This window comes from Paenibacillus sp. JNU01, assembly GCF_059130585.1.
Genome location: NZ_CP169723.1, coordinates 4721296 through 4734984, shown reverse-complemented (window position 1 = coordinate 4734984; position 13689 = coordinate 4721296). Strand labels below are relative to the sequence as shown.

Here is a 13689-nt window from a genome sequence, read left to right as displayed (position 1 = left end):
GAAAGCTTTTAGGCGAGCGCTTCGCTTCTCCAGTTTTTTTCTGTCCTCTCTGTTCAAGTGTAAAAGAAATAGCTCATTTATATAAACACAAATAAAAAAAGGAAGAGGTAGCTATGAAACTGGAGCGTTTGTTAGCCATCGTTGTGCTGCTTATCAACCGGGGGCGATTACAGGCAAAAGACCTGGCCGATATGTTTGAAGTTTCCATCCGGACGATCTATCGGGATATCGACACATTGGGACAAGCCGGGATTCCGGTCGTGACCTATCAGGGAGCAAGCGGAGGCATCGGTCTGGCGGAAGGGTATCGTCTGGATCGCAATCTGTTAACCGACAAGGATCTTGTTTCCATCGTCACCGCCCTGCGCAGCATATCCACCTCACATACAAATGCTGCACGTGAACTACTGGTGGAGAAGCTAAGCAGTATCGTTCCGGAAGCCAAAAATGAAGATTTTCAAGCCAGCACGCACCGATTCATCGTGGATCATTCAACATGGACGCACCCTGAAGCGCTACAACAGAAATTAAAAGTTATTGATCAGGGAATCGATCTGCTTCAATGCATTTATTTTGCCTATTGCAGCGCCGAAGGTGCACAGACCTATCGTACAGTTGAACCCCACACGCTTGTACTGAAGAGGCACGCGTGGTATCTGTATGCTTTTTGCCATGAACGAAATGAATTCCGCATGTTCAAGCTGGTTCGTATGAAAGACGTCTCTCTTGCTGCAGAGCACTTTGAACGAAAATCCATCAACCTTCAAGACCGACCGTGGCAGCAGGAATGGAGCCGACCAGACAACCAGATTGGGATTACCCTGAGATTCCATGCCCGTGTCCATCATCTTGCGGAGGAATGGTTCGGTATTGAAAATGTATTGCCTGACGGGAACGGCTATTATATCAGCCAGGTCGCTTTTCCAGAAGATAACTGGCTGTACGGCTTCATCTTGGGCTTTGGGGCGGATGTTGAGGTGCTGGAACCCTTGCATATTCGGGATAATGTGTGCCGTATAGCCGAACAAATTGTTCAAAATTATAAAACCTCCGCTCAAACCTGACAGACAGCTGTCCAGTTCCTTCACGTATACTTCAAATATGTTCAGGTTGAAGTTGCATATATACCCAAGGAGGAATGAAAGATGAACGTTACTGTATGTCAAAGCTGCGGCATGCCACTCACCACCCCTGCCCAATTCGGAACGGAGGCAGATGGAGGCACAACCCGTGAGTACTGTATCTATTGTTACAAGGATGGGAAGTTTGCACAGCCAGGAATCTCGCTTGAAGGCATGACGGAGATGTGCACCGCCATTCTGAAGGACGAGGGCATGGATGAGGAATCCGCTCGTTCGATGCTGCGTAATCAGCTTCCTTTTTTGAAACGTTGGCGCACGAATACAACGGATCAACACAAAGTATCTCCGGCTGAAAACTCTGCCACTTCCGCTATACCGGGTCAGGTTACAACAACTCTAACGTTATCTGCCCAGCCCGTTCGTTATGTCACACTCCCAAGCAAACGCTTGGCCGGCATATCCGCCCGCACAACCAATGCCATTGAGATTAGTGGCAAAGGCCGTATCCAAGGTCTCTGGAACAATTATTTTGCCTCAGAGCACCTCCCTGCACCCGAAGCTGCTCGTTATGGCTGTTACACGAATTATACCGATGGCATAAACGGAGAGTACACCATACTGGTAGGGCATGAGGTCAGTTCGGAGGAATCATTGCCTGAAGGATTGGACGACATTCTGCTCCCGCCTGCAACTTACGCCGTATTCACTTCCAGAAAAGGGCCAATGGCAGAGGTTGCTCACGAAGCCTGGGGAGCCGTATGGGCATGGGAGAAGCAAAGTGATCGTACGTTCACCGGAGATTTTGAATTGTATGATGAACGCAGCCTGAATCCCGAAAATGTACAAGTCGATATATACATCGCCGTTCGAGATAGTAGATAAAACCAACACTATATCAACTCAGACTGGATCCAAATTTTCCTCACATCCTTCTGCATATCATGCAAGCTGCCGAGTTCACCCGGCAGTTTTTTTGATGTTCCTCCCGTGATACAACCGCCTATAGTACCAAGTTAGTTAGCATGGAACCTACCTATTCAACCAGACAATATGCCTCATAAGCGGGTACCATTGACTTCCTTAAAATTGGGACTATTCACATAACAACCGATTCCATCCTCCCACACAAATCCTTTCAAATCAGGTTCTTTACTCCTGAATTTCCCTAAAACCGTTTACATCTCCTGAATACGGGGTAAAATCACTACAATCCAATTGGAATTACGCTTTAAACTCTTCTATTTCGTCTAACAAGTCACATATACCTATATGCGCACCTGGCATGGTAACCAGTCGAAATACATAATTCACAAATATGCTTCAAAGGAGGAACCAAGATGATCCGCATGCCTATTCAGCAAATGATCCCGTACCATCACCAATATCCGCGCAACACGGCGACCACTGCTCCTAAAAAGGAGAATGAGAACACTCAAGGTCTATCCTTTCATGAAATTTTACAGCAAAAAATGGCGAAGAAAAATGCTTCTCCTTCCCTTAGATAAAATGAAAGCTGGACGATTGCCAGTCCGGTTATGAACCGTCTTTCCGCAGCTTGGCGGGAGGACGGTTATTGGCGTTGGATCGCAAACAACTGTACAGTTCTCAGGCATGTTTCTATAATGGTTTAAATATCTACGATTACCATCACATTATACGAACTGTAAAAGGGGATTTAGCACATGATCACCATCGGTTGTTTTCACGCTCACTATTCCAACATCGCCTTAATTGAAGAGACGCTTGCTGCTTATGAAGTTGAATTGGTCCATTACGTCGATCCAGGCCTGGATCGTCTTAAACATGACGCTGACTTTTCCGATGTCGTCATCCACGAGAAAGTAGCTCAGACGCTCCGATGGATCGCCGAGTGTCATGCCGATGCCATTCTGGTCACGTGTACCCTGTTTGCGGCAGTACTGGAGCAGGAAGCCACAGAGGTCCCTGTGCCTGTGATTGGCATAGATGATCCGCTATTGCAGAAGTTGCGGCGAGTACCAGGAGATTACATCATAGCCTTCACCAACCCGGCAACCATTGAAGGAACGATGGCACGGGTGAATCAGGCGTTACAGTACAAGGATGAGAATGGGCAGCCACATGTTGCCAAGGCATCTCAGACGGAAGCTGTGTGTATCCCTGGGACGTTTGAGTTAATTATGCGTGGAGATCAGCAAGGGTATCTCGAAGCAGTACGTGAGGGATTACAGCAGATTGCTGAGCAGTATCCGGGTAAAACGGTAGTGGCAGCTCAACTGTCTATGGCTCCCGCTGCTGCACAGGTTACAGCAGACAGAGGCATTGCGATCCATAGTCCGCTGGCATTGCTTGCGGCATATTTGGAGAAGAATTTGGAAGTGGCTCGACAGTAGCGGCTGATTTGGAGTGACATATTACAATCACTAAAAATATGTGAAAAGCAGTATGTAGGCTCCTTTGCAAAATAAAAATGCTCTCGAACAAGAGCATTTCAAATGGTATAATCACTTTGTACAGCCAATTTGTGGTGGGAAATAGGCTTGCCTCCAGTGGGAGGTGATCCTATGAACTTCTCTTTTAACGACGTAATCGTGTTCGCGATGTTAATTATTGCGCTCCTGACATACATCGATCGTAAAAAGAAGTGACCCGCCACAGGTTGACGGCCTGACGGGTCACTTCATCTGAACTTGCTGCACTCGGAGGAATACCCACCGCAAATGCTGTGCAGGAGTAGCCATTGGCCTGGCTACTCTTATTGGTGTTTACTTACATTCATTTTATTAAACATCTGCTAGACAATCAACCATAATACTGATAAAAAGTATTAGGAAGCTGATCAATAAGAGAAAAATACGACATGATATCATTATTCTCACCTTCAAACGATGTCAGACTGCCAAGGTTAAGCTGTACCAGCGCCTAGGAGCGTGTCCGATACTCCTCAGCCTTTTCCTGCATGCCAGCTATCACAGCCTCATTCTCGGACAATCCTTTATCTGCCGCAAAGGCACGAATGTCCTGCGTAATGCGCATGCTGCAGAACTTCGGTCCGCACATGGAGCAGAAATGTGCCTCCTTAGCCCCTTCTGCCGGCAGCGTCTCATCATGGTAGGAAAGCGCCCGTTCCGGGTCGAGTGACAGGTTAAACTGATCCCGCCAGCGGAACTCGAAGCGTGCCTTGGACAATGCATCATCCCGGCGCTGAGCACGCGGATGGCCTTTCGCCAGATCAGCGGCATGGGCCGCGATCTTGTAGGCAATAACCCCTTCGCGCACATCATCCTTGTTAGGCAAGCCCAGATGTTCTTTTGGCGTGACGTAACAGAGCATGGACGTGCCAAACCAGCCAATCATAGCCGCACCAATGGCGGACGTAATGTGATCGTATCCCGGGGCAATATCGGTCGTCAGTGGCCCCAAAGTGTAGAAAGGTGCCTCTTGGCATATCTCCATCTGTAGATCCACATTCTCCTTGATCTTGTGCATCGGTACATGCCCCGGGCCCTCGATCATCACCTGCACATCATGTTTCCATGCGATCTGCGTCAGTTCCCCGAGCGTAGCCAGTTCCGCCATCTGAGCTTCGTCATTCGCATCGTAGATACTGCCTGGACGAAGTCCATCTCCCAGCGAAAACGCCACATCATACCTTTTCATAATCTCGCAGATTTCTTCGAAATGAGTGTATAAAAAATTCTCCTGATGATGCGCAAGGCACCATGCTGCCATAATGGACCCACCCCGGGATACAATACCTGTCATCCGCTTGGCGGTCATGGGGATATAACGCAGCAGCACACCTGCATGAATCGTAAAGTAGTCCACGCCCTGCTCTGCCTGCTCAATGAGCGTGTCTCGGTACAATTCCCAGGTCAGCGCTTCCGCTTCGCCATTCACCTTCTCCAGTGCCTGATACAGCGGCACCGTACCAATCGGTACAGGTGAATTACGGATGATCCATTCCCGTGTCGTATGAATGTTTTTGCCTGTAGACAGATCCATCACGGTATCCGATCCCCATCGTACCGCCCAAGTCATCTTCTCGACCTCTTCCTCGATGGAGGAAGATACGGCAGAGTTACCTATATTAGCATTGATCTTCACGTGAAAATGACGACCGATCAACATCGGCTCACTCTCTGGGTGATTGATGTTGGATGGCAGAATCGCCCGTCCACTCGCCAGCTCCTGCCGCACAAATTCCGGTTCCACCCCTTCACGGATAGCGGCATACTCCATTTCTGGTGTAATGACGCCCTGCCTTGCGTAGTGCATCTGGGTGACACAGCGCCCAGCCTGAGCACGCAGTGGTTGTCCCCGAAATCCAGGGTATTCCTCTGCCCCGGCTCTCCGCCCTCCGGGCTTTAGTCCGTTATCCTCGGGTTGAACGGCTCTGCCCTCATATGCTTCAATATCACCGCGTTCCATAATCCAATGATTTCGGAGCGCGGGTAATCCCTTCCGAATATCCATCTGGAATTTGGGATCAGTCATGGGGCCGCTCGTATCGTAGACACGTAGCGGTCCGTTATGCTCCACCCCTTGGGGAGTATTCGTGTCATGAAGGGCTATCTCACGCTCCGGTACAGCTATGTCCGGCCGTGAGCCCTGAATGTAGACTTTACGGCTACCCGGAAAGGGCTGAACCCGTCCGGCCGCTCCTGTTTCCTTTTCCACCTGCTGACCGTTATGTTCCTGTTCCATCGCTTGTTGTCCCGTTTGGTTTCCTGTACTCATGTTTGCTCGTCTCCTCCTCCGTGTTCGTTCACTTGGTTTGGTTGGCATCGTCATCAGCTCGCTTACGCACCTGTCCCAAATCATGCAGAGCGCAGAGAAGAAAGAGCGATCCTACACCAGACCAAGGGGGAGACATTATTCATGTACAGTTAACGACAGAACGGAGGTTACCACAGATCATAAATCTATAATGATTGCTCTCTCCAAGCCCACTTTTGCAGGTTATTGAAAAAACAGTCCATGGAATGTGTATTATCTCGCCCGTCCACTGTATATAAAAAAGCCGGCCCCCGAAGGAACCGACTTTAATGTCCATCACCAATAATGCTCCTGGTTGCAGCTCCATAACGGAGTCCTGCAAGAGTCACACATGTGGTGGTTGTGGTCATATCGCCGATTACTTCCCTACGCTGGTATGATCCAGATCAGGTGCAAAGGGTCCGGAATCTCATGCGATTCCGTCTCAGTCCGGACAATTCGGACTCCCCCAGTAACGTTAAAAGTTGCGGCATACATAAGCCGCTGTTCATATTCAATGAAGCTGACCCCGATGGGCCGTCCATTACAGAGTAGCGCAACCGGAACATAAAAACAACCTTTATATTCCAGAACACCAACCCAATTGGAGAAAAACCTTTCATCAATATCAGGATAACATGAGCCCCATCTGCGTAGCAGCTTCCTTTAGCACAGGTGCGTATTCGTGCAAAGTCTCCTGCGAAAGTCGGCTGACAGGCCCTGAGACCGAGAGAGCAGCTGCAATATTGCCTCGGCGATCCATAATCGGTACAGATACCGCTGCAGCTCCCGGCTCACGCTCCTCATAACTCGTCGCATATCCGTTATCCCGGATATCTCCCATTTGCGCCAAATACACCGCAGGGTCAATAAACACCGGCCATTCCGGCCCGTTCATCAGTTCCTCACGATCCTCATCCGTGGCAAACGCCATCAAGACTTTGCTGGATGCGCCAACAGACAGCGGAAGTCTAACACCAACGGGAGCAACTCGGCGAATCGCCTGATCACTTTGCACCGCCTGAATCCGAATCCGTTCACTGCCATCACGCAGGTACAGACTCACGGTCTCCCCCAATCGGTCTCTCAGTCGCTCCATCGCAGGCAGCAGCAGAATAGCGGGATCATCACTGCGGGACATATGAGCCGACAGCTCCCAGATTCGGATGCCTAGTCGATACTTCTCTGTTGCTGCATCGCGGATTACGAATCCTCGATCCTCCAGTGTAGCCATCAAGCGGTGCACTGTACTTTTGTGCAGGCCGATCTGGCTGGCAATCTCGGTGAGTCCCAGATCACTGCGTGTGGTAAAACATAATAATATATCCAGCGCCCGTTCCACAGCCCGGACGGTTAACTTGCGATCTTCCATGGCATAATGCCCTCCTCATGTTTCATCACATGAAACTTGGTTACATAAATTATATGAGAAACGGTCTCATCTGTAAACCAAAAAGAGCCAAAATTGAAATAGACCAACGTGTAAAATTTTCCTTTTTATAAGACTTAATCCCCTGTAATTTACACACTAAGGTAATGTTACCCATATATCTTAAGAACTATATAACAATTGCGTAACAAATGCCCTCAATCAATTGACTTTGACTATATTGGAACATACGATAAAGATATATTACATTAAGATATCGCTCTGAAGCAGGCTCTGAAATAAACGCAATTCTCTTTTCATGTCGTTGTTATCTTCAACTGAACTTCAAAGGAGGGGCATTCATGTATCCAACATCCCAGAGCGAAGCCCCGCTGCAAACAAAAGTGTCCGATCTGCCCTCTTCCCTATCACCGAGGCTGATTCGGTTCAAACATATTATCGTAGCGCTGCTGCTCTCCGTTGTATTTTTTCTATTGTTTTGTTTTATTGCACTGCATGGTTACATCGCATGGGTATTATCCAACCCGACTGTAGCGCCTGTCTTCTCCAATCCGATGCAGGCCAAGAATATGAAGTACGAAGACATCACGTTCCCGGCAGCAGATGGCAGCCGGACAATGCAAGGATGGTATATCCCTGCTGACAATGCCGCAAGCAAAACGATTATTTTCAGTCACGGCTATGGTGCCAATCGTGAAGAAACATGGGTACCCATGTATGACCTGGCACACTATGCCCATCAACTTGGCTTCAATGTGGTCATGTTCGATTATGGCTTCGCCTCACAGGTGAACAAAGCTGTAGCCACAGGTGGCAAGGCTGAGTCACAGCAATTGCTGGGTGCCATCCAGTTCGCCAAGCAGCGCGGTGCGCAGGAACTGGTAGTCTGGGGTTTCTCCATGGGTGCCGGTACGGCGCTTCAAACCGGACTGATTACACAGGAAGTGGATGCGATGATTCTGGACAGTACGTTCCTGCTTGAGCCGGATACGCTGTACCACAACATTCATAACCAGATCGATCTGCCGCGTCAGCCTACACTGGAGATCATGAAACTGTTGTTCCCTGTTCTGAATGGTACCGGATTGCAGCAGATTCCGTATCAGGAAGTGAAAAAGGAAGATTATCCGTTCCCGATTTTCTTCATTCATGGTACGGAAGATGAGAAGGCGCCTTACCCGATTGCAGAACAGCTCGCCGCCAACCAGACCAATCCGTACTCGGATGTATGGATCGTCCAGGATGCACACCATGAGTTGATCTTCCGGGAGCATCCAAAGGAATATCTGCGCCGTGTCTCGACTTTCCTGAGTCATGTAACGAAAACAAGCAGTGACGATGTTCAAAACACGAATAGTGGAGAATAATCAAACTTCAATCATTTCCCGTTGATTCTTGAGCCCCTCAGGGGCTCTTTTTTTTGCACTCATAGGACAACAGCCCGGCGGAATATACTCTTGGGACGCATGAAGCAACGGTCTACATATGCGATGAAATTCAACTGAAGGAGGCCCACCATATATGAACTGGGATGGATATGGTCACCTGCTGCCTCTGCGGACCTTGGAAGAAATCCGTTTCTGGAAAGAGCAGGAGAAAGAACATACACTCGTCATTCGTGCACTGGTGCCCGATCTGGAGCCCCCATACGTCAAGCTATTGGAGGAATGGGAGGCTACCTTTGCGAACACTGAGCGAGTAGCGAATCAGCTGTTAAAACAACTATTGCCCGCAACCCATCCGCCTGCTCCCTACATCGTTCGTTGTATCGATCAACTTGTGTCGGCTGCTCGGCAGCAATCGAGAGAGTTCATCAAACAGCTGTATGTTCTTCTGGAGCAAAGTGCTGCGGTGCAAGCTGTTCCGCTTGCCAAAGTACTTATTTTGCATTTGATCCGCGAATCAGAGTATTTTCTGGGCGTATTGGATACGCTTGGCCAACCTGGCATCTTGCGAGAAACAAATTTGGAGCCGTCACTTTTTCTGGAAAATGCACTGCATACGTCAGGCTCAGCAACCACCCATCGCCAAGCTTCAGAAGCTCCAATTTCTCAAGAGGGGAATGTAAACGCACCTGCTACTTCAGCGCAGATTCAATCCACAACCGTTCAATCACCTTCTACCGAAACAACACAAGCCACGCCCAGCACTACTGCACCTCCCGTAAAAGAAAAGCCGGTTCCCATTGGAGGGCACACACTACCCCCTCTTCCCTATGCGTACAATGCGCTGGAGCCACATATTGATGAACTAACGATGCGTATCCATCACGACAAACACCATCAATCTTATGTGGACGGACTAAATGTAGCAGAGAAGAAGCTGGCAGAATCGCGAAAAAAGAATAATTTTGAACTCATCAAGCATTGGGAACGTGAACTCGCCTTCAACGGGGCAGGCCACTACCTGCATACGATCTTCTGGACAATTATGAATCCTGCTGGCGGCGGTAAACCTTCCGGTATGCTCGCAGAGCAGATCAAGCGGGATTTCGGAAGTTATGAAGCGTTCAAGAATCAATTCACGGAAGCTGCGAACAAAGTGGAAGGCAGTGGCTGGGCGATGCTTGTCTGGAGCCCGAGAGCACATCGTCTGGAGATTTTGCAGGCGGAAAAACACCAGAACCTGTCCCAGTCCGATATCGTTCCACTCCTGCCGCTGGATGTGTGGGAACATGCCTATTATCTGAAACACCAGAATGAACGCAAAAAGTATATCGAGGATTGGTGGAATGTCGTCTACTGGCCGGCTGTTGCTGAGCGTTACGAAACAGCACGCAAGTTGTTGTGGCCGCCTTATTAAGCTTGAGCTTAGTTAGATGGAATGAAAAGAGATATCTCCAGCCGAATGACTGCAAGATATCTCTTTTTGGTGTAGACAAAAAAGCAAGCCTCTTGTAATAGAGACTTGCTTATATTTTGAGAGACTTTCTATTTCAAAATGCTTATGCTCACTTAAGAAGCACAGCCCTCGCACGCTACATAGTTGTCGCCAACCTGTTTGCTAATAGCGATCAGGTCGCCCAGCTTGATATCTGCCTCATCGGTAAACTCCAGATCGGCGATACGAGCAACGATCAGTGCAGCAGCCTCTTCCTTGCTTGTTGCCATTTGGCTGAACTCAGACTTTTCGCCTGTAGATACAACCTCATATAAGTACGTATATCTCAACGTCTCCATCCTAACACTCTCCTTCCGAAATCACATCATATCATCTCTATTACCCAATTCCAAGTCCGATTATCAAGAACTCAGTCATAGCGCAGCTTCATCTGCTCAGCTGTCAGACGCACTTCTTCATAGCCAACGCTAAGCACTTTGCTAGCTTCCGCCTGTGGATAGCGATCACGCAGAGTTCGTACCAATGAGGCGGTATAGGCTGCGGCAGAAGGGACACCTGCCAACTCCTTCAGACTGGCCATCGTGCCCGGCTGAACATCAGGATATCCTTCACTGGCTCCGCCTGATGCATGTTGATAGAATTGACGCACGTCTGCTGCCAGTTGATCTCCCTGCCCCTCCACGATGATAAAAGCAGTAATAATATACGCCTTTGCCTGTCTGCGCTGGGCAATACCACAGAATTTCAGCCCACCTACACTGACATCATAATCCCCCGGGCAAAAAGCACCCTGGACCTCACCTGTTTGCGCATGGTTTGACCATGGCGTTAGCGACTCAGCAATAATTGACGCCATCTCCCGAAAATCATCATGGATATTGATCGCATGTCCGGGATTAGGCAGAATCAATGACACGTTAACTACCCCTGGATTCAGAGGTACGGCCGCTCCACCGGAAGGTCGAACACAGACTGCTGTCCCTTGGCTTCTTATCCGTTCCATCGCTTCTACAGCCCGTGGCAACCTGCGGTCACGCAGACCGGCTACAAAGGCATCTGGATGTCGCCATATGTGTGCAACTGGCAGATGCCCTGCCCCAACCCGTCTGCACATGACTTCTTCCCATGCAAAAGCGTCGAGTATACTACTGCCTTGTCGCTTGAGTGGTGTCTCCCAGATTTGCAGGCGCAATGTAGCATGTTTATCTGCTTGTAGTTTCTTTTCCGACTGTATCGGGTCTCTTGAATGGGAAGATGCACTCATCGTTCCATTACCTCCGGCTTAACGAATTCGTATGTATTCAGTATATATAGAAATGATAACGCCATATATAAATAAGCCGGTTCCCCTGGGAACACGGCTTATTTATATCCTGTCCTGCGGCTTCAGAAGCTCCCGCTTCCAAAACCACAAGGACCTACTCATCCGGCTTGTCCATGAAGTGGACGTACCGAATTTTAATCTTTTACCAAAGACAAGAACTCTGCACGTTGTGCCGGATTCTCACGGAAAGAACCACGTACAGCAGATGTTACCGTCTTGCTTCCCGGTTTCTTCACGCCGCGGGAACACATGCACAAGTGCTCACCTTCCACCACGACCATCACGCCATGAGGCTCGACAGCTTCTGTCAGAATGTCAGCGATCTGTGAAGTAATACGTTCCTGAACTTGCAGGCGACGTGTTACTGCTTCAACCAAACGAGCCATTTTGCTCAAACCAACAATCTTGCCGCTGGGTACATACCCAATGTGCACTTTGCCGAAAAACGGCGCCATATGGTGCTCACACTGGCTGTAGTAGACGATATCCTTGACTATAACCAGCTCTTCATGATTCTCGTCAAACGTGACACCGAGCACATCGCGCGGATCTACTTCATATCCACCAAAAATTTCTTCATACATTCGGGTCACACGTGCAGGCGTTTCAAGCAGCCCTTCACGTGTACTATCTTCTCCGATCAATTTCAGGATCTGCTCTACATGATACTCGATCTTTTCCCGATTGTCGGATACTTTTGAATTCACATAATCTTTAACGCCAGCCACTGCCGAACGCCTCCTTTCGAACCACTACTGTAAGAGGTTGTTCAAAAAGTCCGCTTCAGGTACTGAAAATCCAACTTTTTTGAACACGCACTTTAAGCAGCCATTCCCTGCTATTATTTTCGGCGGCCCGAACTTTTACGCGCAGGATGCTGTTGCGGCTGAGGCATTTTCGCTCCTGGCTGCTGATTCTTCATCATCTGCTGGGCACGCTGCATTTGCTTGCCATTCAGGTTGTAGCCCATTTGCTTCGCCATTTTCTGAAGCATGTCCGGATTGCTTTGCATTTTCTCAAGTTGTTTACGCAAGTAGAACACCCCGATGAAAAATCCCCCGACCAGACCAACAATCAATGTGATAATCGGTATAACAATATCCATCTCTTAGACACCTCTGTATGCATTCTAAAAAGCCTGATAATCCGTGTCAATTCATGATGTTAAGCGCATATGTTGCAAACCTGACACAGACCGGATTTCCTGAAAGTATCATAGCATTTCCGCACGCCTTGAGCAAACGGATTTTCCAGTTGAACCGCACATAAGCTACGTCATGACGGCTTCAATGAAAACGGTTGTATGCTGAGCCAGATCAATTTCAACCACATCCAGAGAATAACGCGTACTTCCGCGCGCCACCCGGATTACAGGTCTGCCGGGCAATCCCCGATGTTGGCGCACAATGACGCCAGTCTCTTTGGTAGACAGTCGTACCGCAGTACCATTGGGATACACGGATACACTCTTGTTGAACTCAATCAGAATGTCCCGATCCAGCTTGGTACCAGACAACGCCATCATCTCTTCACATGCCTCGTGTGGCAACAGACTGTCCTTCAATAACCCATTAATAAGATTATCATAGATATTAGCCACACTGACGATTCTCGCAAACAGATGGATGTCATTCCCTTTAATACCTCTTGGCATACCTGTACCATCAACATGCTCATGATGTTGCAGGGCTGTATGGGCGACCAACAGACTGAACTCCCGCTTGTTCTTAATCACTTCGAATCCCCGCCATGTATGGTGCAGCGAAGAATTTGCAACCGAGCCACTGCCAGGAGGTTCCCCCACTTTGCCAATATCATGCAATAATGCCCCCACAGCAAGGTCCTTCAGTTGATTATAATTGAGTCCCATATTCAGTCCGATGACCGAAGATAACAAACATACATTCATCGCATGAACATACTGTGCATTGTCTTTGGTACGAATATCAGTAAGCTGCACGAGCAGCTCACGTCCGTTCAGTACATCGTTTAGCAACTTCTCTATACTGAGGGCGACCTTTCTAGGACTCCAATCTTTGCCGGAGCGAATGGATTCGAGTGTGACACTCATTTCGTTAATTATTGCCCGTTTCGTGGTTTCATCCAGAATGTCCTCTGTATCCACATCTTTGTACGCTTCATCCTGGATGTATAGCATGGTCACGCCAATACGCTTCAGCGTATTGACCATATATACGGTGAGCTGGACTCCGGCGGACAACAGTACCGTACCGTTACTGGAATATACCGTCTTGCCCAGAAGTTCCCCCGCTTCCACGCTCTCCACGTTTACATACTTCATGAACGTCCCCCGC

13 protein-coding genes and 1 riboswitch are annotated in these 13689 nt (G+C 48.7%); of the genes, 6 read left to right on the top strand and 7 right to left on the bottom strand.

Translation table 11 applies throughout. The annotated features are described in order from the left end of the window. Positions 1-113 precede the first annotated feature (113 nt). The 4 genes from NLBNIHML_RS20725 (at position 114) to NLBNIHML_RS20710 (ending at position 3454) form a co-directional block, all read left to right on the top strand. Entirely contained in the window at positions 114-1064 is a 951-nt protein-coding gene (locus NLBNIHML_RS20725; RefSeq protein ID WP_339258706.1) for a helix-turn-helix transcriptional regulator, read from the top strand. Positions 1065-1145: 81 nt separating this feature from the next. After that, a complete protein-coding gene (locus NLBNIHML_RS20720) occupies positions 1146-1964 on the top strand; it encodes a zinc ribbon domain-containing protein (protein WP_494352635.1) in 819 nt (272 codons plus the stop codon). Positions 1965-2419: 455 nt separating this feature from the next. After that, the gene (locus NLBNIHML_RS20715) at positions 2420-2587 is read left to right on the top strand and encodes a hypothetical protein (protein ID WP_017690769.1); all 168 of its coding nucleotides are present in this window, start codon (positions 2420-2422) and stop codon (positions 2585-2587) included. A gap of 177 nt (positions 2588-2764) precedes the next feature. Further along, entirely contained in the window at positions 2765-3454 is a 690-nt protein-coding gene (locus tag NLBNIHML_RS20710; protein ID WP_494352634.1) for a hypothetical protein, read from the top strand. A 529-nt stretch (positions 3455-3983) separates the two neighbouring features. Here NLBNIHML_RS20710 and thiC read toward each other — a convergent pair. Both thiC and NLBNIHML_RS20700 read right to left on the bottom strand, forming a co-directional pair. Then, positions 3984-5768, bottom strand: a complete 1785-nt coding sequence (thiC, locus tag NLBNIHML_RS20705) for a phosphomethylpyrimidine synthase ThiC (RefSeq protein ID WP_494354734.1) — start codon at positions 5766-5768, stop codon at positions 3984-3986. 418 nt (positions 5769-6186) lie between these two features. Next, positions 6187-6300: riboswitch (TPP riboswitch) on the bottom strand. A gap of 147 nt (positions 6301-6447) precedes the next feature. Further along, positions 6448-7191 carry an IclR family transcriptional regulator gene (locus NLBNIHML_RS20700; RefSeq protein WP_076216717.1) on the bottom strand — a complete coding sequence of 248 codons (744 nt, stop codon included), beginning with the start codon at positions 7189-7191 and terminating at the stop codon, positions 6448-6450. 359 nt (positions 7192-7550) lie between these two features. Here NLBNIHML_RS20700 and NLBNIHML_RS20695 point away from each other — a divergent pair, with 359 nt between their 5' ends. Together NLBNIHML_RS20695 and NLBNIHML_RS20690 are read left to right on the top strand one after the other, a co-directional pair. Further along, entirely contained in the window at positions 7551-8576 is a 1026-nt protein-coding gene (locus tag NLBNIHML_RS20695) for an alpha/beta hydrolase (RefSeq protein WP_339258701.1), read from the top strand. A gap of 154 nt (positions 8577-8730) precedes the next feature. Beyond that, entirely contained in the window at positions 8731-10011 is a 1281-nt protein-coding gene (locus tag NLBNIHML_RS20690; protein WP_494352633.1) for a Fe-Mn family superoxide dismutase, read from the top strand. Positions 10012-10163: 152 nt separating this feature from the next. On the opposite strand, the gene NLBNIHML_RS20685 is transcribed toward NLBNIHML_RS20690, so the two are convergent. From NLBNIHML_RS20685 to NLBNIHML_RS20665, 5 genes are all read right to left on the bottom strand, one after another. Then, positions 10164-10388 (bottom strand): hypothetical protein, encoded by a 225-nt coding sequence (locus tag NLBNIHML_RS20685; RefSeq protein WP_091039003.1) that lies wholly within the window; start codon positions 10386-10388, stop codon positions 10164-10166. Between the two features lie 71 nt (positions 10389-10459). Next, on the bottom strand, positions 10460-11314 hold the full coding sequence (locus NLBNIHML_RS20680; protein ID WP_494352632.1) for a lipoate--protein ligase family protein: 855 nt from the start codon (positions 11312-11314) through the stop codon (positions 10460-10462). 194 nt (positions 11315-11508) lie between these two features. Further along, complete coding sequence (gene folE / locus NLBNIHML_RS20675; protein ID WP_339239415.1) at positions 11509-12102, bottom strand: GTP cyclohydrolase I FolE; 594 nt, start codon at positions 12100-12102, stop codon at positions 11509-11511. A 113-nt stretch (positions 12103-12215) separates the two neighbouring features. Beyond that, entirely contained in the window at positions 12216-12479 is a 264-nt protein-coding gene (locus NLBNIHML_RS20670) for a YneF family protein (RefSeq protein ID WP_017690778.1), read from the bottom strand. A 165-nt stretch (positions 12480-12644) separates the two neighbouring features. Then, the gene (locus NLBNIHML_RS20665; protein WP_339239414.1) at positions 12645-13676 is read right to left on the bottom strand and encodes an HD-GYP domain-containing protein; all 1032 of its coding nucleotides are present in this window, start codon (positions 13674-13676) and stop codon (positions 12645-12647) included. Between the last annotated feature and the right edge of the window lie 13 nt (positions 13677-13689).

Excerpts from the sequence above, each read along its gene's own strand:
- NLBNIHML_RS20725 (WP_339258706.1), top strand. The coding sequence starts at position 114 with ATGAAACTGGAGCGTTTGTTAGCCATCGTTGTGCTGCTTATCAACCGG.
- NLBNIHML_RS20720 (WP_494352635.1), top strand. The coding sequence starts at position 1,146 with ATGAACGTTACTGTATGTCAAAGCTGCGGCATGCCACTCACCACCCCT.
- NLBNIHML_RS20715 (WP_017690769.1), top strand. The coding sequence starts at position 2,420 with ATGATCCGCATGCCTATTCAGCAAATGATCCCGTACCATCACCAATAT.
- NLBNIHML_RS20710 (WP_494352634.1), top strand. The coding sequence starts at position 2,765 with ATGATCACCATCGGTTGTTTTCACGCTCACTATTCCAACATCGCCTTA.
- thiC (WP_494354734.1), bottom strand. The coding sequence starts at position 5,768 with ATGGAACAGGAACATAACGGTCAGCAGGTGGAAAAGGAAACAGGAGCG.
- NLBNIHML_RS20700 (WP_076216717.1), bottom strand. The coding sequence starts at position 7,191 with ATGGAAGATCGCAAGTTAACCGTCCGGGCTGTGGAACGGGCGCTGGAT.
- NLBNIHML_RS20695 (WP_339258701.1), top strand. The coding sequence starts at position 7,551 with ATGTATCCAACATCCCAGAGCGAAGCCCCGCTGCAAACAAAAGTGTCC.
- NLBNIHML_RS20690 (WP_494352633.1), top strand. The coding sequence starts at position 8,731 with ATGAACTGGGATGGATATGGTCACCTGCTGCCTCTGCGGACCTTGGAA.
- NLBNIHML_RS20685 (WP_091039003.1), bottom strand. The coding sequence starts at position 10,388 with ATGGAGACGTTGAGATATACGTACTTATATGAGGTTGTATCTACAGGC.
- NLBNIHML_RS20680 (WP_494352632.1), bottom strand. The coding sequence starts at position 11,314 with ATGAGTGCATCTTCCCATTCAAGAGACCCGATACAGTCGGAAAAGAAA.
- NLBNIHML_RS20670 (WP_017690778.1), bottom strand. The coding sequence starts at position 12,479 with ATGGATATTGTTATACCGATTATCACATTGATTGTTGGTCTGGTCGGG.
- NLBNIHML_RS20665 (WP_339239414.1), bottom strand. The coding sequence starts at position 13,676 with ATGAAGTATGTAAACGTGGAGAGCGTGGAAGCGGGGGAACTTCTGGGC.